Origin of the sequence: Nitratireductor soli, from assembly GCF_001050155.1 — a bacterium.
Classification (GTDB): Bacteria; Pseudomonadota; Alphaproteobacteria; order Rhizobiales; family Rhizobiaceae; genus Nitratireductor; species Nitratireductor soli.
The window spans coordinates 1-18,698 of record NZ_LFVY01000023.1 but is presented as its reverse complement, the minus strand read 5'-3'; the positions used below and the strand labels follow the sequence as shown (position 1 = coordinate 18,698).

The following is an 18,698-nucleotide window of genomic DNA, read 5'->3' as shown; positions in this document are numbered from 1 at the left end:
ACTTCTCGAAACAGATGGGTACCATCTGTTTCGGTCAGACCACTAGTGTCCTGCCCCAGCCAAACCGTTAGGTTTGGACTGGGACAAGCAGGCCACTAGATTATTGAATCTAGGGCAACTTTGCTTCAATCGAAATGAATGCGAAGCCTTCATTTCGATTGAAGCGTTGCACCAGCTTGTTTGCTTATAATACCCTTGCCGTTGCTTGTCCGTGGTCGACTGGAACTCGACCACGGAAAGCATCGCGATGGGCCGCACACGCCCGCTAGCCTGTCTCACGATCCTCGGCAGCCTTCTTCTTGCCGCCTGCGGCGGCGAGGACGAGACGGAGACCGCCGCGCACACGCCGGGGCCGGCGTTGCCGCCGGCAAAGCCACCACCTTATGGCGGCGGCCAGTATCCGACCTTCGACGCGCAATCGGCGGCACTTTACCGCCAGGGCGCGGAATTCACCCATGCCGACCCGAATGCGGCGCAGGAAAACGGGCTGCGCGCCGGCTTCGGCCAGGAGGCGCTGTGCGCCGGCAGCGGCAATCCCGATTGCGCCAGCGCCTCGGCCTATGGTTTGCAGAACCTCGAATTCGCCCATACGGCGAAACTGCCGGACGGGCGAAACGTGACCGGCGAGGGCACGCTGATCGCCATCGTCGACAATGGCTACCGCACCACGCATCAGGAACTGGCCGGCAAGGAGATCGTCCGCTTCCTCGGCGGCGCCGCGGCGCTCGGCGTCGACAGTCACGGAACGGCGGTGGCATCCGTCGCCGCCGGCAAGGCCGATGGTCGCGGCATGATGGGCGTCGCGCCCGGCGCCGGGCTGCATTTGTCATCCTGGGCCATTGCCGACGATCGTGATCTTCCCGCCCATCTGGCCGCCGCCACGGCCGACGCGGCGGCCCATGGCGCGGTCGTACAGAACAATTCCTGGGGCTGGCAGGCCGAGAAGCCCGCCGATGCGGAAGCGCGCGACTTCGCCCTGTCGGGCGCTTCCGATTATGCCGCCTATTTCGCCGGCCGCCAGGGCGGATCGGCGGCCGGCTGGCGAACGCTGTTTTCCACGTATGACGCGTTCCAGAAGACCGGGGTCCTGGTCTTCGCCAATTCGAATGACGCTGAACTCGGCGACGCCTCCGCCTGGTCGTCCCTGCCGAACTTCGTCCCGCAGCTTGCCGAAGCCTGGATCGCCGTCAGCAACGCCTTGTTCTCCGTCGACGGCAGGACGGGGGCGATCCTCGAGGCCAACCTCTTGTCGGCCCCTTGCGGCTCGGCTGCCCGCTTCTGCCTGACCGCCGACGGCACGCTCGTCGCGCCGGCGCGAAGCAGCGACACGGCCTACCAGCTCGGCACCGGCACCTCCTATGCCGCGCCGCAGGTTTCCGGCGACGTCGCCCTTCTGGCGCAGGCCTTTCCCAATCTCGCCCCGGCCGAATGGACGTCGCGCCTGCTCGCCACCGCGCGGCGCGACTGGCCGGATTTCCAGGCATCGATCGCCGGCGAGACCCGCTTCGCCGCCGGCGTCCGTCGCGCCTATTCGCGGCTGTTCGGGCATGGCGTGCCCGACATGCGGGCCGCGCTGTCGCCCGTCGGCGGCCTGTCCATCGCCAGCGGCAGGACGGTGTTCGACGGCGAAGGAACGCCGCTGGCAGAGGGATTGGTCGGCAACGGGCCGATCATCGGCAACGCCGTCGCCAGGGCGCTCGCTGGCAGGACCGTCATGGTGGTCGACGCGCTCGGCGCCGATTTCTACGTCAGCGGAGCGGTGATGAGCCGGGCAAACTCAAAGCGCGCGCACCCCGGCATGCCTGGTGGCGCCCGGCCGGGGCAGCGTCTGGACCAGGCTTTTGCCTTCACCGGTTCCCTGCCCGCCGAAGCGGGCCCGCTGGCTGAAACGGGGATTGCCAAGCTGCTTTTCTCGCAGGCTTTTGCCGGCCTCGGCGCAGCGCCGGCCTTTTCGCGCCTGATGGCGCTTGGCCCCGATGATTATCTGCAATTCTCCGGTGCGATGGAGCGCTCCGATGCGATGCGTTTTGCCGCTGCCCGCCTCACCGCCCATGCGGGCTTCTCAAGCGAACTGACCTTCTCCGCGGGCCATGACGGCTCCGGTGGCTTGTTCGGATCCCCGACACCCGGCCCCCTGATGGCGGCTGAAGACAGTGGCTATATGGCGACGAGCCTGACCCTCGGCGCCCCGTTCGGTGCCGACTGGTCGCTGGCCGGCTTCGCCGAGCTCGGCGTCGGCTATGCGCGTGCGGCTCCCGGCGCGCTGGTCGATTACGGCGCGCTCTCCTACGGCAGTGCTGGCGTGATCGTTGGAAAGCAGGCAATCGCCGCCCCCGGCGACCGGGCCAGCGTCTACGCCGGCATCCGGCCGGCGGCGCTTGCCGGCAAGGCGCAGTTTCTTCTGCCCGTCGGGCGAGACGAAAAGGGGGTGATCTCCTACGAGGTGCTCGACATCGATTTGGCGCGCGCCGACCTGCCGTTGCGCTTCGGCCTGTCCTACGCCAACAGAACCAGCAATGATTTCGACCTGCGCATCAATGCCAATGCGGATCTGCTGTTGGGCGACCCGCAGGGCTATGGCCTCGGCCTGGCGGTCGGCCTGCGCAAGTCATTCTGAAACACGCGCGACTGAACGCCCCTGACTTACCCGGCGTTATGCAGGCCTGCCGCAAGGTAAACGGAAGGGTGAGCAGGTCCGTATCGGGATCCTGCGTAGCGTCCGCAGCAATTTTCTTTCGAATGGCAGTGCGCGACCGGGGCGATTATTGCACAGTTTGTGCAACCTCAGGAAAACCTTTCTGAAAGCGTTTGACGGAGCAGATTTTTCATTGCCAAATGCCGCCTCAACCATCCGTTCGGATGAGAAAAACGAGTAAATGGGAGTGCGGGAAATGTTGAAAGCACTGATCCGGCCGCTGCTTGCCGGCGCGATGCTGATGTCCGCGGCGGGCTTTGCCGCTGCTGAAACGACCTATATTCGCGGCAATGACGGCGATCCGGAAACGCTCGACCAGCACAAGACCTCGCTGGTCGCCGAAGCCCATCTGATGCGCGATCTTTATGAAGGCCTGGTGGTCTACGACAACAAGGCCAAGATCATTCCCGGCGTGGCCGAGGCCTGGTCCGTCTCCGATGACGGCACGGTCTACACGTTCAATCTGCGCGGCGACGCCAAATGGTCGAACGGCGACCCGGTGGTGGCCGAGGATTTCGTCTTCTCCCTGCAGCGCATCATGACGCCGGAGACCGGCGCCAAATACGCCAACATCCTGTATCCGATCAAGAATGCCGAGGCGATCAACAAGGGCGAGATGAAGCCCGAGGAGCTCGGCGCCAAGGCGGTTGATGACAAGACGCTTGAAATCACCCTGGCGCAGCCGACCCCCTATTTCCTCGAGCTTTTGACCCACCAGTCCGGCCTGCCGGTCAATCCCGGCGCCGTGAAGGCGCATGGCTCGGATTTCGTCAAGCCGGAAAACATCGTCACCAACGGCGCCTACAAGCTCGTTTCCTTCACGCCGGGCGACAAGATCGTCATGGAGAAGAACGAGAATTTCCATGACGCCGCCAATGTGAAGATCGACCGCATCGAATTCGTTCCCTTCGAGGATCGCGCCACCTGCGTGCGCCGCTTCGAGGCCGGCGAGGTGCAGAGCTGTTCCGACCTGCCGACCGAGCAGATCAAGTCGATGAAGGAGCGCCTGGGCGACCAGGTGCGCATCACGCCCTATCTCGGCACCTATTATTACGCGCTGAACCAGGAAAAGGAGAGCCTCCAGGATCCACGCGTGCGCCAGGCGCTGTCGATGGTGATCGACCGTCAGTTCCTCGGTGACGAGATCTGGGCCGGCGCCATGCTGCCCGCCTATTCGCTGGTGCCGCCCGGCATCGGCAATTACGAAGGCGGCGGCGCGCAGGCCGAATGGGCCGACACGTCGCTGATCGACCGCGAGGACAAGGCGATCGAGCTGATGAAGGAAGCCGGCTACGGACCCGACAAGCCGCTCAAGCTGGAACTCTCCTACAACAACTCCGAGAACCACAAGAACACCGCGACGGCCATTGCCGATATGTGGAAGGCGATCGGCGTCGATGTGCAGTTCAACGTGCGCGACCTGTCGGCCCATTATTCCAACCTGCGCGACACCAGCGACTATGAAGTCGCCCGCGCCGGCTGGATCGGCGACTATTCCGACCCGCAGAACTTCCTGTTCCTGGTCGAGAGCGACAACACCGGCTTCAACTACGCCAAGTACAAGAACCCGGATTACGACGCCCTGATGGACAAGGCCGCTGCCGAGACCGATCTCGTCAAGCGCGCCGACATCCTGCGCGAAGCGGAAGCCCTGTTCATGAAGGACGTGCCCTTCGTTCCGCTTCTCTTCTACTCGTCCCTGTCCCTGGTGTCGCCCAAGCTCGTCGGCTGGGAGGACAACATCCAGAACGTTCATGGGACGCGTTTCATGAGCATCAGCGAGTAACAACTGCGTTCGTTGTGTCGCCCGGCCTGGTGGCCGGGCGGCATCGAACCGGCATGAAAGTTGGTACCGATGCTCGGTTATGCCGTGCGCCGTTTGCTCGGCGCAATCCCGACCCTGTTCCTGGTCATCACCTTCTCGTTCTTCCTGATGCGGGTGGCGCCTGGCGGTCCCTTCGACCGTGAGCGCACGCTGGAAGCCAAGGTCCTGGAAAATCTCAACCGCGTCTTCCATCTCGACCGGCCGATCTGGGAACAGTATTTCTATTATCTCGGCAATCTCGCCCGTGGCGATCTGGGGCCGAGCTTCATCTACCGCGATTTCTCCGTGCAGCAGCTTCTCGGCAACGGCCTGCCGGTGTCGATCCAGCTTGGTGGGACCGCGCTGCTGATCGCCCTGCTGATCGGCAGCCTGCTCGGCACCATCGCCGCGCTCAGGCAGAATTCCTGGGTCGATTACAGCGTCATCGCCACCGCCACGTTCGGCATCACCGTGCCGAATTTCGTCGTCGCGCCGCTTCTGTCGCTGATCTTCGGCGTCTGGCTCAGCCTGCTGCCGGCCGGCGGCTGGAACAGTCCCGGTTCGATGGTGCTGCCGGTCGTCACGCTGGCCCTGCCGCAGATCGCCATCATCGCCCGCCTGATCCGCGGTTCCACCATCGAGGCGCTGCGCTCCGATCATGTGCGCACGGCGCGCGCCTATGGCCTGCCGACGCGCATGGTGGTCGTCGTGCATGCGCTGCGCGCCGCCTGCCTGCCGGTGATCTCCTATCTGGGGCCCGCCGCCGCCGCGCTTTTGACCGGCTCCGTGGTGGTCGAGACCATTTTCGGCCTGCCGGGCATCGGCCGCTATTTCGTCCAAGGGGCGCTCAATCGCGACTACACGCTGGTGATGGGCACCGTCATCATCATTGCCGTCTTCGTCGTTGTCTTCAATCTGATCGTCGACCTGCTCTATGCGGCGCTCGACCCGAGGGTGCGCTATGACTGACATCGCCATCACCCCCGCGCCGCCCGAAATGCGCAGCCGCTCGCTGTGGGCGACGGCGTTCATGCGGCTGCGCCGCAACCGCGCCGCCATGGTCAGTCTCGTGATCCTGATCCTGTTCGTCCTGGCCGGCATTTTCGGGCCGATGCTGGCGCCGCATCCCTATGCGCGCGTCTATTCCGACTTCGTCAAGGTGCCGGCCAGCCTGGAGCCCTATCCGCGCCAGGCGCAGATCGTGCCGCTCGCCGAATCCGCCCTTGCCCGGGCCCGTGTCGACACAAGGTCGATCGAGCTCGACGGAAACACCCTGCGCATCGAGGCGACGTCGCCGCGCGAGATCGACCCGCGCGTCACGCGCTATCTCGACCGTTCCGATCTGTTCTCCAACGCGCGCGTCGTCAGCCAGTCGGATGACAAGAAATCGATCACCATGGAAGCCAGCGTGCAGCGCCTGCGCTTCATCTTCGGCACCGACGCCAATGGCCGCGACCTGTTCGCCCGCGTGCTGATCTCGATCCGCATCTCGCTGATGATCGGCGCCCTGGCCACCGGCGTGGCGCTGCTGATAGGCGTGCTGTATGGCGCGACGGCGGGATTCCTCGGTGGCCGCATCGACAATCTGATGATGCGTGTCGTCGACATCCTCTATTCGCTGCCCTTCACCTTCTTCGCCATCCTCCTCGTCGTCTTCTTCGGCCGCAACATCGTCCTGATGTTCATCGCCGTCGGCGCGGTCGAATGGCTCGACATGGCGCGCATCGTGCGCGGCCAGACGATCGCGCTGAGGCGGCGCGAATTCGTCCAGGCGGCCGAGGCACTGGGTGTGCGCTCGGGCGGCATATTGCGCCGCCACATCATCCCCAACACGCTCGGCCCGGTCATCATCTACATGACGCTTCTGGTGCCGAAGGTCATCCTGCTGGAAAGTTTCCTGTCCTTCCTTGGCCTCGGCGTACAGGAGCCGCTGACCAGTCTCGGCGTGCTGATCGCCGAAGGCGCGCGCAACATGCGCGGCGCGGCTTACATGCTGCTCTACCCGTCGCTGGCGCTGACGGCGCTTCTGTTCGCCCTCAACTTCCTCGGCGACGGCCTGCGCGACGCACTTGATCCGAAGGATCGCTGAGATGAAGCAGGATAAATCCGAGCGCATCTTCGACATTCGCGACATCCGCGTCACCTTCGACACGCCCGACGGCGCGGTCGAGGCGGTGCGTGGCGTCGACATGCATGTCAATGCCGGCGAGACTGTCGCCGTGGTCGGCGAATCCGGTTCCGGCAAGAGCCAGATCATGATGGCGGCGATGGGGTTGCTGGCCAACAATGGCGCCGTCTCCGGTTCCGTCACCTATCGCGGCCAGGAGCTGATCGGCCTGCCGCGCGGCAAGCTGAACAAGATCCGCGGCGCCCGCATCACCATGATCTTCCAGGAGCCGATGACATCGCTCGACCCGCTCTACACGATCGAGCGGCAGATCTGCGAGCCGATCCGCGTGCATGGCGGCCTGTCTCCGTCCGCCGCGCGGCGCAAGGCGCTCGAATTGTTGAAGCTGGTGCACATCCCCGATCCCGAACGGCGGCTGAAATCCTATCCGCACGAGCTTTCCGGCGGCCAGCGGCAGCGCGTCATGATCGCCATGGCGCTGGCCAACGATCCCGATCTCCTGATCGCCGACGAGCCGACAACGGCGCTCGACGTGACCATTCAGGCCGAGATCCTCGGCCTGCTTGCCGAGTTGCAGAAGAAGCTCGGCATGGCGATCCTGTTCATCACGCATGACCTGGGCATCGTCGAAGCGTTCGCCGACCGGGTTTATGTGATGCAGAAGGGGCTGGTGGTGGAGACCGGAGGTACCGCCGATATTTTCGAGCGGCCGTCCGAGGACTACACGAAGATGCTGCTTGCGGCCGAGCCCGAAGGGCACAAGCCGCCGGTCGGCGCGGACCGTCCGATCCTGCTCGATGCCGACGGCGTCTCCGTCACCTTCCACATGAAGGGCGGGTTCTTTTCCGGCCAGGGCTTCGAGGTCAAGGCGGTGCAGAATGTCGGCCTCAGGCTGCGCGCCGGGCAGACCATCGGCATCGTCGGCGAATCCGGCTCCGGCAAGTCGACGCTTGGCCGCGCGCTGCTGCAATTGCTGCCCTCCGAGGGCCGCGTCGTTTATCAGGGCACGCCGATCCAGGGCTTCGACCGCGCCGCCATGCGCCCCTACCGGCGCAATCTGCAGATGGTGTTCCAGGATCCCTATGGCTCGCTCAGCCCGCGCATGACGGTGGGCGAGATCATCACCGAGGGGCTCCTGGTGCATGAGCCCAGCCTGTCGGGGCGCGAGCGCGAGAAGCGCGCCATCAAGGCGCTGGAGGAAGTCGGCCTCGATCCCGGCACCCGCAACCGCTTCCCGCATGAGTTCTCCGGTGGTCAGCGCCAGCGCATCGCCATTGCCCGCGCGGTGATCCTCAAGCCGACGGTGATCGTCCTTGACGAACCGACCTCGGCGCTCGACCGCTCGGTGCAGAAGCAGATCATCGCGCTGCTGCGCGACATCCAGGAGGCCTACGATCTGTCCTTCGTCTTCATCAGCCACGACCTGGCGGTGGTGAAGGCCCTGTCCGACTACGCCATCGTCATGAAGTCGGGCCGGGTGGTCGAGGAAGGCCCGACGGGCGAAGTGTTCGACAATCCGCAAAGCGATTACACGAAGGACCTGATGGAGGCCGCCTTCAACCTGAAGCGGGTGCTCAACCGCCAGGCGGTCGCCCGCGCATGAATGCGGGGCCCGCGCTGCCGCAAACCTTGTTCTCACTATCATAACAATCGGTTTGACTCTGCCGCGCGTCTGTTTCACGTTTGTCCGGTGACAGGACCGTGAAGAGCAGAGACACGCGCTTGGCTGCAGCCAATACGAGCAACACCGGCAAGCCTTTCGCATCTTCGGGATGCGGCGGCACGCTGTCGAACCGTCAGGTGGTTGTGCTCGCCCTGGTTGCCTTCAAGGCAATCCTGCCGTCCATGTCATCCCCTCGCGGCAAAACCCGCCGCGAAAAATCCCCCGAAAAAGCGCGCATGCGCGGGATAGCGACCGTACCGGGCTGGCTCCCAGCCCGTTGACGACGCTCGTTTAAAGGAAACGCCTGAACCCGCCACGCGGTTCAGGCGATGCGTTTGCATTCAAAAAAAACAAACTGCCAGAGGAGAACATCATGCGTTCCATCAAAGCTCATCTGATTGCCGGCCTCGCCGGTGCCGCCATCCTCACCGCCGGGTCGCTCTCGGCACAGGCCGAAACGTGGAAATACGCTTTCGAGGAAGCGATGACCGACGTGCAGGGCGTCTTCGCCCAGAAGTTCAAGGAGGAGATCGAGGCAAATTCCGACCACGAGATTCAGCTCTTCCCGTTCGGCACGCTCGGCGAATCCGCCGACATCATGGAGCAGGCGCAGGCCGGCATCCTGCAGTTCGTCGATCAGTCGCCGGGCTTCACCGGCGCGCTCATTCCCGAGGCGCAGGTCTTCTTCGTGCCATATCTGCTGCCGGCCGAATCCGATCAGCTTGGAGATTTCTTCCGCAATTCGAAGGCCATCAACGAGATGTTTCCGGAACTCTACGCCAATCAGGGCCTGGAGCTTCTGACCATGTTTCCCGAGGGCGAGGTGGTCATGAACACCAAAAAGGCAGTGACCGGGCCGGCCGATCTGAACGAGGTCAAGTTCCGTGTCATGACCAACCCGCTCCTGGTGGAAAGCTACAAGGCCTTTGGCGCAACACCGACGCCGCTTCCCTGGGGCGAGGTTTATGGCGGCCTGCAGACGAACATCATCCAGGGGCAGGAAAACCCGATGTTCTGGGTCGAATCGACCAAGATGTATGAGGTCACCGACTACATCACCTTCGCCGGCCACAACAATTTCACCACCGCCGTGATGGCCAACAAGGAGTTCTACGACGGCTTGGGCGAGGCGGAGCAGAAGCTCATCCAGGACGCTTCCAACGCGGCGTTCGAGCACATTCTCGAATACCAGAACGGCCTGACGGAAAAGTCCGTCGCCAAGATCAAGGAAGCCAAGCCCGACATGAACATCGTCGAGCTGACGGAGGAGCAGCGCGCGCCCTTCAAGGCGGCGGCGGCCGAGGTCGAGGCGAAGTTCATCGAGATGACCGGCGACAGCGGCAAGAAGATTCTCGACCAGCTGAAACAGGATCTGGAAGCCGCCACGAAGTAGCTGCCCGAAACAAGACGGGCCGTTCAGCGGCTCAACGGGGACCCCCGCGGCCGCCGGGCGGCGCGCCGCGGGCTTCGCTCAAATTCGAGGGAACGATATGGGCAGCGCAAACGAAACTGAACCAACGCCGGCAAAAGGCCCGGCTGCGGGATACGCATCGACCTTGCCCGGCGCGTTGGGAAGCATCGACACGGCGATCAGCAAGGTGGAGGCCGTCATCCTGGCCGGCGGCGTCATTCTCATGGCCATCAACACCGTGGCCAATGTCGTCGGCCGCTTCATCTTCCAGCACAGCATCTTCTTCACGGAGGAGCTGAACCAGGCGCTGATCGTCATGATCACCTTCGCCGGCATCGGCTATGCCGCGCGGCATGGCCGCCACATTCGCATGTCGGCCATTTATGATGCGCTGCCGTCCAGAACGCGCAAGCTCCTGATGATCGTCATCGCCGTGGTGACGGCGACGGTGATGTTCGCGCTGTTCTACTTCTCCATCACCTACATCATGAAGGTGGCCAAGTCCGGCCGCGTCCTGTCGGCCATGCAGATCCCCGTCTACTGGATCTACCTCTGGGTCCCGCTGGGTTTCCTCGTCACCGGGGTGCAGTACGCGCTGACCGCCGTGAAGAACGTCGTCCAGAAGGACATCTATCTCTCCACCCATGTGCTGGAGGGATACGACGAAGACGAAATCGAGATCTGAGCGGGGGAACGACCATGGCACTCAAAATCTCCACCATCATGATCGCCCTGCTTCTCATCGGCTTTCCGATGATGATTCCGCTGCTGCTCGGGGCGATGTACGGGTTCTACGAACTGTTCGGCGGCTTCAGCAAGATGGACTTCATGGTGCAGCAGATGCTGGCCGGCATCCGGCCTGCCTCGCTGATCGCCGTGCCGATGTTCATTCTCGCCGCCGACATCATGACGCGCGGCGAATCCGCCGGCCGGCTGATCGACATGGTCATGAAGTTCATCGGCCACATCAAGGGCGGCCTTGCCGTCTCCACCGCCACCGCCTGCACGCTGTTCGGCGCCGTTTCCGGCTCCACGCAGGCAACGGTCGTCGCGGTCGGCTCGCCGCTGCGCCCGCGCATGCTGAAGGCGGGCTACAAGGATTCCTTCGTCCTGGCGCTGATCATCAACGCCAGCGACATCGCCTTCCTCATCCCGCCATCCATCGGCATGATCATCTACGGCGTCATCTCCTCCACCTCGATCTCCGAGCTGTTCATCGCCGGCGTCGGCCCAGGGCTTCTGCTCCTCGTCCTGTTTTCCGCCTACAGCATCATCTACGCCACCATCATGGGCGTGCCGACTGAGCCGAAGGCTTCGTGGCGCGAGCGGCTGGATTCGGTTCGTCTGGCCGTCTGGCCGCTCGGCTTTCCCGTCATCATCGTCGGCGGCATCTATGGCGGCATCTTCAGCCCGACGGAGGCGGCCGCTGCCTGCGTTCTCTACGCGCTGATCCTCGAGTTCATCGTCTTCCGCTCGCTGACGATGGTCGATATCTACAAGATCGCCAAATCGACGGGGCTCATCACCGCCGTCGTGTTCATCCTCGTCGGCGCCGGCGCCGCCTTTTCCTGGGTCATCTCCTTCGGTCAGATTCCGCAGCAGATCCTCGGCACGATCGGCATCGACCAGATGGGGCCGAAAATGGTTCTCGCCGTCATCTCGGTGTCGTTCTTCGTCGGCTGCATGTTCGTCGACCCGATCGTCGTCATCCTCGTCCTGGTGCCGATCTTCGCGCCGGTCGTGGAATCGGTCGGGCTGGATCCGGTGCTGGTCGGCACCATCGTCACCCTGCAGGTGGCCATCGGCTCGGCGACACCGCCCTTCGGCTGCGACATCTTCACCGCCATTGCCATCTTCAAGCGACCCTATTTCGAGGTGGTGCGCGGCATCGCGCCGTTCACGGTGATCCTGGTCGGCGTTTCGGTCGCCCTCATTTTCTTCCCGCAGATCGCCCTGTTCCTGCGCGATCTCGCCTTCAGATAGGAGGGTAAGCCATGTTCAAGAGAATCCTGGTTCCCGTCGATGGCTCGGACAATGCGCTGAAAGCGCTGAAACTGGGCGTTGAAATGCAGAAGATGACCGGTGCGGAACTGATGATGCTCACCGTCTTCCGGCATCACAGCCTGCTTGAGGCATCCATGTCGATGGTTCGGCCGGACGACCCGCAGAATCTCGACGATGCGATGCGCGAGCATGCCAGGGAAATCGCCGACGCCGCCAAGAAGGCGGCGCTGGAGATGGGGGCCGAGAATCCGCGCGGATTCGTCAAGAACGGCCCGCCGGCCCGCACCATCGTCAAGTTCGGCAAGGAGCGGGAAGTGGATCTGATCGTGCTCGGCAGCCGCGGCCTCGGCGATCTCGAGGGCTATCTGCTGGGCAGCGTCTCGCACAAGGTCACGAGCCTGGCGGAGTGTCCGGTGATGGTGGTGTAAGTCATGGACCGGTGCCTACAGGATGCTGGCTGGCAATTTTCAAGGTTCAGGCATGGATCCTCGGGTCGGGGCCCGAGGATGACGAACCTATATAGCGGGATGGCGTTAACCGCCGACCTTAATGACGTGCGATGCGCCTCAGCCCTCTTCATCCTCGGGCCCCGACCCGAGGATCCATGCCTGAACGGTCGATGATGCCGCTCATTCTTTCTCCGCGCCGGATTAAGCCGCCTTCTTCGCCAGCCGCTTCCTGATGCTCTCCACATCGGCGCGCGGCGTGGCGGCGAACAGCGTCCTGGTGTAGCTGTGCTGCGGGTCGGAGAACACCGCCTCGCGCGGACCGTATTCGACTGCCTCGCCATAATACATCACCAGCACGTCGTCGGCGATGTAGCGCACCACCGACAGATCATGACTGATGAAGACGTAGGTCAGGCCGAACTCGTCCTGCAGATCGGCCAGCAGGTTCAAGACCTGCGCCTGCACCGAAAGATCGAGTGCCGAGACCGGCTCGTCCAACACCAGCAGGCGCGGATTGAGCATCAGCGCCCGCGCGATGGCGATGCGCTGCCGCTGACCGCCGGAGAACATGTGCGGATAGCGGTTGAAATGCTCCGGTAGCAGGCCGACCTTGGTCAGCATCGCCATCGCCCGGTCGCGCCGCTCGGCGGCGGGGGTGTCCGAGTTGATGACCAGTGGGTCCATCAAGACGTCGCCGATCTTCTGGCGCGGGTTGAGTGAGCCGTACGGGTTCTGGAAGACGATCTGCACCTTCCGGCGCATTTCCGGCGACAGCCGCCGTGCGGCGATGTCGACCTTTTCGCCATCGATGAACAATTCGCCGGCGGTCGGCGCGTCGATCATGGTGATGATGCAGGCAAGCGTCGACTTGCCGCAACCCGATTCGCCGACGATGGCCAGCGTCTTTCCCTTCTCGACCTTCAGGCTGACGCCCTTCACCGCATGCACCGTGCGGCCGGTGCCGAACAGGCCGCCGCCGATGTGATAGTCGCGGACGATATCCCTGGTTTCCAGAACGATCTCGCTCATGTCTGTGCTCCCTGGGCGCGCGCTCCCTGATAGGGCGCGTCCTCAAGCGAGAAGTCCGAGACGGTCGGCAGCCGGTCGCCGGTGGCGTTTTCCGGCAGGGCCGAAAGCAGCGCCCTGGTGTAGGCGTGCTGCGGCCGCTCGAACAGCGACAGGACGTCGGCCTCTTCCATCTTCTTGCCCTTGTACTGCACCACGACGCGGTCGGCGGTCTCCGCCACCACGCCCATATTGTGGGTGATCATGATCATGCCCATGCCCTGCTCGGCCTGCAGGTTCATCAACAGGTCGAGGATCTGCTTCTGGATGGTCACGTCGAGCGCGGTGGTCGGCTCGTCGGCAATCAGCAGCTTCGGTTCGCACGAGATCGCCATGGCGATCATCACGCGCTGGCACTGCCCGCCCGACATCTGGTGCGGGAAGTGCGACAGCCGGTCCTCCGGGTCGGGAATGCCGACCGCCTCGAACAGTTCGATCGCCCGCCGGCGCCGGGCCGCGCCGTCGAGGCCCATATGCTGTTTCAGCGCCTCCTCGATCTGGAAGCCGACGGTGAAACAGGGATTGAGGCTGGCCATCGGCTCCTGGAAGATCATGGCGATGTCCTTGCCGATGATGCGCCGCCGATCGGCCGGCTTCAAATTGAGGATGTCGCGGCCCTCGAAGGTCATGCGGTCGGCCTTGACCGTCGCCGTCCACGGCAGGAGCCCCATCACCGCCAGCATCGACACGGACTTGCCAGAGCCGGATTCGCCGACGATGGCCAGGACCTCGCCCTTGTCGATGGACAAGGAGATGCCGTCGACGGCCCTGAGCGGGCCGCTTGCCGTGTCGAAGGTGACGGTCAGGTTTTCGATTTCGAGCAGCGCCATCTCACGACCTCTTCAGCTTGGGATCGAGCGCGTCGCGCAGACCGTCGCCCATCAGGTTGATCGCCAGCACAGTGATCAGGATGGCGAGGCCGGGGAAGGTGACCACCCACCAGGCGCGCAGGATGAACTCGCGCGATTCGGCGAGCATCGTGCCCCATTCCGGCGTTGGCGGCTGGGCGCCCATGCCGAGGAAGCCGAGCGCCGCCGCGTCGAGGATGGCCGTCGAGAAGGACAAGGCCGCCTGGACGATCAGCGGCGCCGTGCAATTGGGCAGGATGGTGCGGAACATCAGCCGGAAATTGCCGGCGCCGGCGACGCGTGCCGCCGTGACGTAATCGCGGCTTTTCTCGCCCATCACCGCCGCGCGCGTCAGGCGCACATAGTGCGGCTGCTGCACCAGCGCGATGGCGATCATGGCGTTGTTCAGGCCGGGCCCGAGCACCGCCACCAGAACCAGCGCCAGAAGCAGCGACGGGAAGGCCAGGATGATGTCCATCAGCCGGGTGATCACCGTGTCGACCCAGCCTCGGAAATAGCCGGCTATGGTGCCGATGATGATGCCGGTGGTCAGGGCCAGGAACGTGACCACGACGCCGATGAACAGCGAGTAGCGCGCGCCGTACAAGAGGCGCGAGAGCATGTCGCGGCCGACCGCGTCGGTGCCGAGCGGGTAGGCGGCGCGCCCGCCCGCCTCCCAGAAGGGCGGCACCAGCGTCGCGTCGCGGAACTGCGCGTTCGGCGCGTGCGGGGCGATCAGCGGCGCGAACAGCGCGACGATGACCAGCAGGACGAAGACGCAAAGCCCGACGACCGCACCGCGGTTCTCCGAGAAATAATACCAGAACTCGGCGAGCCGGGCCCGGCGCGAGGCGTCCTGCATGTTGGCGTGTGTTGAAGCCGTCTGTGTCATGGTCGCCTCAATGCCTGATGCGCGGGTTGATGAGACCGTAGAGCAGGTCGACGATCAGGTTCACCAGCATGATGACGCCGGCGATGATCAGCAATCCGCTCTGGATCACCGGGTAATCGCGCTTGAACACGGAATCGACCATCCACTTGCCGATGCCCGGCCATGAGAAGATGGTTTCGGTCAGGATGGCGCCGGCGAGCATGACGCCCACCTGCAGGCCGATCGTCGTGATGACCGGGATCAGCGCGTTGCGCAGCGCGTGGATGCCGACGACGCGGAACGGCGACAGGCCCTTGGCGCGCGCCGTGCGCACATAATCCTCGCTCAGCACTTCCAGCATCGCCGAGCGCGTCTGCCGGGCGATCACCGCCAGCGGGATCGTGCCGAGAACGATCGACGGCAGGATCAGATGCGACAGCGCCGACTTGAAGGCGCCGGCCTGGCCCGAAAGCAGGGAATCGATCAGCATGAAGCGGGTCACCGGCGGGAAATAATAGAGCAGCGAAATCCGCCCCGAGACCGGTGTCCAGCCCAACGTGCCGGAAAACAGGATGATCAGCAGCAGGCCCCACCAGAAGATCGGCATGGAATAGCCGATCAGCGCGGTGCCCATGATCGACTGGTCGTAGAAGGAGCCGCGTTTTATGGCCGCGAAGATGCCGGCCGGCACGCCGATGAAAATGGCCAGGATCATGGCACAGAATGACAGTTCCAGCGTCGCCGGGAACAGCGTCAGGAAATCGTCGAGGACCGGACGGCGGGTAACGATCGAATTGCCGAAATCGCCGCTCAGCACGTCGGTCAGATAGTCGAGATACTGCACCGGCAGAGGCCGGTCATAGCCGAGCTGGCGGCTGATCTGCTCATAGCGTTCGGGGGCCATGACCCGTTCGCCCGACATCAGCATCACCGGGTCTCCCGGCAGGATGCGGATAAAGGCGAAGGCGATGATGGACACGCCGATGAAGGTGGGGATCAGGACGGCGAGCCGTCCCAGGACAAATCGAAGCATAGCGGGTTCGATCTCCGGCGGCTGGAGGTTTAGTCCCGTCTACACAAGCGCGTCTCGGCGGATAATGCAAACGAGACGCGCCGGTCGCCCGGCGCGCCTCCAGAATGTTTCGTACTGGGCGCTTATTCGACGAGGTCGACGCCTTCGAAGGCGAAGTCGCCGAGCGGGCTCTGGTGGAAGCCCTCGACTTCCTTGCGCATCGGCACGACCGACAGCGAGTGGTCGATGGTCGCCCACGGCGCTTCGCGCTTGAAGACTTCCTGCGCCTGCTCGTAGAGCTTGGTGCGCTCGGCCTGGTCCGGCTCCACCTTGGCCTGGTTCACCAGCGCATCGAACTCCTCGTTGCACCATTGCGCGCGGTTGTTGCCGCCGACGGCGGCGCAGCCGAGCAGCGTGTGCAGGAAGTTGTCCGGGTCGCCATTGTCGCCGGTCCAGCCGAGCATCACCGCGCCGTCGCGGTCCTTGGCCTTGGAGCGATCGAGATATTCGGCCCACTCATAGGAGACGATCTCCACCTTGACGCCGATCTTGTCGAAATCCGACTGGATCAGCTCGGCGGCGCGGCGCGCGTTGAGCATGTAGGGGCGTGCAACGGGCATCGCCCAGACCTTCATCGACAGGCCGGAGACACCGGCATCCTCGAGCATCTTCTTGGCCGCTTCCGGATCGTAGGCGTCGTCCTCGATCGCCTCGTTGTAGGACCACATGGTCGGCGGAATCGGGTTCTTGGCCGGCGTCGCCTGCCCCTGGAACACCGCATCGACGATCGCCTGCTTGTTGATCGCCATGTTCAGCGCCTTGCGCACCTCGACCTTGTCGAACGGCGCCTGCGTGGTGTTGTAGGCGAGATAGGCGACGTTCAGGCCTTCCTGTTCCTCGACCTTCAGGTTCGGATCAGCCTTCATCGCCTCGACGTCGGCCGCGTTCGGGAACGGCATCAGGTGGCATTCGCCTGCCTTCAGCTTCTGGTAGCGCACGGCGGCGTCGGTGGTGATGGCGAAGACGAGATCGTCGATCTTCTGCTTGCCGCCCCAATAGTCGTCATGCGCGCGATAGCGGATCACCGCGTCGGTCTGGTAGTTGACGAACTCGAACGGGCCGGTGCCCAGCGGCTGCTGGTTCAGCATCTGCATCTGATTGTCGGCGGCCAGCTTGTCGGCATACTCCTTCGACACGATCGATGCGAACGGCATCGCCACATTGGCGAGGAACGGCGCCTCCTTCTGCTTCAGCTTGAAGCGGACGGTCATGTCGTCGACCTTCTCGATCGAGGCGAGGAGGTCGGGGAAGCCCATGCCGTTGAAGTATTCCCATGCCGCGCCCGCGACGTATTGGTGCCACGGATTGTCGGCGTTCAACTGGCGCTCGAAGGAGAAGATCACGTCATCGGCGTTCAGGTCGCGCGTCGGCGTGAAGAAGTCGGTGGTCTGGAACTTGACGCCGGGGCGCAGCTTGAACGTGTATTCGAGGCCGTCGTCGGAGATTTCCCAGCTTTCCGCCAGGCCCGGCTCCGTTTCGGTCGTGCCCGGCTTGAATTCGAGCAGGCGGTTGTAGACCGTGTGCGCTGCCGCGTCGAAAGTGGTTCCCGCCGTGTAAAGGCCCGGATCGAAGCCCTCGGGCGAGCCCTCCGAACAATAGACGAAGGTTTTCGCGCTTGCCGCGCTGCTCAGCACCGTGGCGGCCAGAAGCGCTGCCGCAAGGGTCAGTTTCGTTTTCATTGAGGTCTCCCTGATTATCATGAGCCTGCTGCCGAGGCCCTAGAAGCGCGCATATAAGCAAAGTTCCTCAAGAGAGGGAACACCCTCGTCCACATTGCCGCCGCAAATGCAACTTTTGGTCGATTTTGCCGTAGTATGCGCAATGAATCGCCTTTCGCGCCCTTGCGGGACGGCCCCGTCAGGGCCCATATCCGCCCGACAGACGCCCCGACAGACGCATTGCCCGAAGGAGGAAGCTGCATGAACGACGATTGGCCTGAGGATGTGCTCACATTCTGGTTCGACGAACTGACGCCGGAAGACTGGTACACGGGGAAGGAGGAGATCGACGCCGCCATTCGCGCTCGGTTCCTGCCGCTCTACGAAACAATGAAACGCGACCAGCCGCGGACGATGCTGTCGGAGCCGCGCGCGGCGCTGGCGGCGATCATCGTCTTCGACCAGTTTCCGCGCAACATATTCCGCCGCCAGCCCGCCGCCTTCGGCACCGACCAACTGGCCATGGGCCTGTCGAGCAACGCCGTCGACCGGGGCTTCGACGACGGCATGAGCATGGCGCAGAAGCAGTTCATGTACATGCCGTTCATGCACTCCGAAGTGCTGGCCGATCAGGAGCGCTCGGTCATGCTGTTCGGCGGACTGGGCAATGAGGACTCGCTGAAATACGCCATCGAGCACCGCGACATCGTTGCCCGCTTCGGCCGTTTCCCGCATCGCAACCGCGTGCTCGGCCGCGAAAGCAGCGCCGAGGAGGAAGCGTTCCTGAAGGAGCACGCGGGTTATGGGCAATAGATTGTGGCATTGAGCTGCCAGGTGGCGCCTGGTGGATTCGCCTGACGCCCGCATAGATGCAGAAAAACGAGATAGAGCGGGCAGCGTTTCGATGAAACGATGAACTGGTCTATTGCATTGATCCGGTGCGTGGTTCGACAAGCTCACCATGAGGGCGGCTGGACTTGGCCGGGAGCCAGATTCCGAGACGTGGCAGATGGGCTTTGCAACCCTATAC

16 protein-coding genes are annotated in these 18,698 nt (G+C 63.7%); 11 read left to right on the top strand and 5 right to left on the bottom strand.

Features of this window, described 5'->3' with window-relative positions; all coding sequences use genetic code 11:
- Positions 1-247 precede the first annotated feature (247 nt).
- From AB843_RS22730 to AB843_RS22690, 10 genes are all read left to right on the top strand, one after another.
- Positions 248-2,617 carry a S8 family peptidase gene (locus AB843_RS22730; RefSeq protein ID WP_157384592.1) on the top strand — a complete coding sequence of 790 codons (2,370 nt, stop codon included), beginning with the start codon at positions 248-250 and terminating at the stop codon, positions 2,615-2,617.
- Between the two features lie 274 nt (positions 2,618-2,891).
- A complete protein-coding gene (locus AB843_RS22725) occupies positions 2,892-4,481 on the top strand; it encodes a peptide ABC transporter substrate-binding protein (protein ID WP_048649204.1) in 1,590 nt (529 codons plus the stop codon).
- Positions 4,482-4,550: 69 nt separating this feature from the next.
- The gene (oppB, locus tag AB843_RS22720; RefSeq protein ID WP_048649203.1) at positions 4,551-5,468 is read left to right on the top strand and encodes an oligopeptide ABC transporter permease OppB; all 918 of its coding nucleotides are present in this window, start codon (positions 4,551-4,553) and stop codon (positions 5,466-5,468) included.
- Complete coding sequence (locus AB843_RS22715) at positions 5,461-6,588, top strand: ABC transporter permease (protein WP_048649202.1); 1,128 nt, start codon at positions 5,461-5,463, stop codon at positions 6,586-6,588. Before oppB ends, AB843_RS22715 begins: the two co-directional genes overlap by 8 nt.
- A gap of 1 nt (position 6,589) precedes the next feature.
- Positions 6,590-8,230, top strand: coding sequence for an ABC transporter ATP-binding protein (locus tag AB843_RS22710; protein WP_048649201.1), 1,641 nt, complete (start codon positions 6,590-6,592; stop codon positions 8,228-8,230).
- Positions 8,231-8,349: 119 nt separating this feature from the next.
- Positions 8,350-8,571 carry a hypothetical protein gene (locus tag AB843_RS25780; protein WP_157384591.1) on the top strand — a complete coding sequence of 74 codons (222 nt, stop codon included), beginning with the start codon at positions 8,350-8,352 and terminating at the stop codon, positions 8,569-8,571.
- A 92-nt stretch (positions 8,572-8,663) separates the two neighbouring features.
- Entirely contained in the window at positions 8,664-9,683 is a 1,020-nt protein-coding gene (locus AB843_RS22705) for a TRAP transporter substrate-binding protein (RefSeq protein WP_048649200.1), read from the top strand.
- Positions 9,684-9,780: 97 nt separating this feature from the next.
- On the top strand, positions 9,781-10,386 hold the full coding sequence (locus tag AB843_RS22700; protein WP_048649199.1) for a TRAP transporter small permease: 606 nt from the start codon (positions 9,781-9,783) through the stop codon (positions 10,384-10,386).
- Positions 10,387-10,400: 14 nt separating this feature from the next.
- On the top strand, positions 10,401-11,684 hold the full coding sequence (locus tag AB843_RS22695; protein WP_048649198.1) for a TRAP transporter large permease: 1,284 nt from the start codon (positions 10,401-10,403) through the stop codon (positions 11,682-11,684).
- A gap of 11 nt (positions 11,685-11,695) precedes the next feature.
- Complete coding sequence (locus AB843_RS22690; protein ID WP_048649197.1) at positions 11,696-12,133, top strand: universal stress protein; 438 nt, start codon at positions 11,696-11,698, stop codon at positions 12,131-12,133.
- Between the two features lie 222 nt (positions 12,134-12,355).
- On the opposite strand, the gene AB843_RS22685 is transcribed toward AB843_RS22690, so the two are convergent.
- The 5 genes from AB843_RS22685 to AB843_RS22665 form a co-directional block, all read right to left on the bottom strand.
- Positions 12,356-13,183, bottom strand: coding sequence for a dipeptide ABC transporter ATP-binding protein (locus AB843_RS22685; RefSeq protein ID WP_048649196.1), 828 nt, complete (start codon positions 13,181-13,183; stop codon positions 12,356-12,358).
- Positions 13,180-14,049, bottom strand: coding sequence for an ABC transporter ATP-binding protein (locus AB843_RS22680; protein ID WP_082143970.1), 870 nt, complete (start codon positions 14,047-14,049; stop codon positions 13,180-13,182). Before AB843_RS22680 ends, AB843_RS22685 begins: the two co-directional genes overlap by 4 nt.
- Position 14,050: 1 nt before the next feature.
- A complete protein-coding gene (locus AB843_RS22675; RefSeq protein WP_048649195.1) occupies positions 14,051-14,959 on the bottom strand; it encodes an ABC transporter permease subunit in 909 nt (302 codons plus the stop codon).
- A 7-nt stretch (positions 14,960-14,966) separates the two neighbouring features.
- Entirely contained in the window at positions 14,967-15,971 is a 1,005-nt protein-coding gene (locus tag AB843_RS22670) for an ABC transporter permease subunit (RefSeq protein ID WP_048649194.1), read from the bottom strand.
- Positions 15,972-16,093: 122 nt separating this feature from the next.
- Entirely contained in the window at positions 16,094-17,689 is a 1,596-nt protein-coding gene (locus AB843_RS22665; protein ID WP_048649193.1) for an ABC transporter substrate-binding protein, read from the bottom strand.
- A gap of 240 nt (positions 17,690-17,929) precedes the next feature.
- On the opposite strand from AB843_RS22665, the gene AB843_RS22660 reads away from it, so the two are divergent.
- Entirely contained in the window at positions 17,930-18,481 is a 552-nt protein-coding gene (locus tag AB843_RS22660) for a DUF924 family protein (protein ID WP_048649192.1), read from the top strand.
- Positions 18,482-18,698: the final 217 nt, after the last annotated feature.

What these genes read in the sequence shown, in the direction of transcription:
- AB843_RS22730 (WP_157384592.1), top strand. Translation starts at nt 248, where the DNA reads ATGGGCCGCACACGCCCGCTAGCCTGTCTCACGATCCTCGGCAGCCTT.
- AB843_RS22725 (WP_048649204.1), top strand. Translation starts at nt 2,892, where the DNA reads ATGTTGAAAGCACTGATCCGGCCGCTGCTTGCCGGCGCGATGCTGATG.
- oppB (WP_048649203.1), top strand. Translation starts at nt 4,551, where the DNA reads ATGCTCGGTTATGCCGTGCGCCGTTTGCTCGGCGCAATCCCGACCCTG.
- AB843_RS22715 (WP_048649202.1), top strand. Translation starts at nt 5,461, where the DNA reads ATGACTGACATCGCCATCACCCCCGCGCCGCCCGAAATGCGCAGCCGC.
- AB843_RS22710 (WP_048649201.1), top strand. Translation starts at nt 6,590, where the DNA reads ATGAAGCAGGATAAATCCGAGCGCATCTTCGACATTCGCGACATCCGC.
- AB843_RS22705 (WP_048649200.1), top strand. Translation starts at nt 8,664, where the DNA reads ATGCGTTCCATCAAAGCTCATCTGATTGCCGGCCTCGCCGGTGCCGCC.
- AB843_RS22700 (WP_048649199.1), top strand. Translation starts at nt 9,781, where the DNA reads ATGGGCAGCGCAAACGAAACTGAACCAACGCCGGCAAAAGGCCCGGCT.
- AB843_RS22695 (WP_048649198.1), top strand. Translation starts at nt 10,401, where the DNA reads ATGGCACTCAAAATCTCCACCATCATGATCGCCCTGCTTCTCATCGGC.
- AB843_RS22690 (WP_048649197.1), top strand. Translation starts at nt 11,696, where the DNA reads ATGTTCAAGAGAATCCTGGTTCCCGTCGATGGCTCGGACAATGCGCTG.
- AB843_RS22685 (WP_048649196.1), bottom strand. Translation starts at nt 13,183, where the DNA reads ATGAGCGAGATCGTTCTGGAAACCAGGGATATCGTCCGCGACTATCAC.
- AB843_RS22680 (WP_082143970.1), bottom strand. Translation starts at nt 14,049, where the DNA reads ATGGCGCTGCTCGAAATCGAAAACCTGACCGTCACCTTCGACACGGCA.
- AB843_RS22675 (WP_048649195.1), bottom strand. Translation starts at nt 14,959, where the DNA reads ATGACACAGACGGCTTCAACACACGCCAACATGCAGGACGCCTCGCGC.
- AB843_RS22670 (WP_048649194.1), bottom strand. Translation starts at nt 15,971, where the DNA reads ATGCTTCGATTTGTCCTGGGACGGCTCGCCGTCCTGATCCCCACCTTC.
- AB843_RS22665 (WP_048649193.1), bottom strand. Translation starts at nt 17,689, where the DNA reads ATGAAAACGAAACTGACCCTTGCGGCAGCGCTTCTGGCCGCCACGGTG.
- AB843_RS22660 (WP_048649192.1), top strand. Translation starts at nt 17,930, where the DNA reads ATGAACGACGATTGGCCTGAGGATGTGCTCACATTCTGGTTCGACGAA.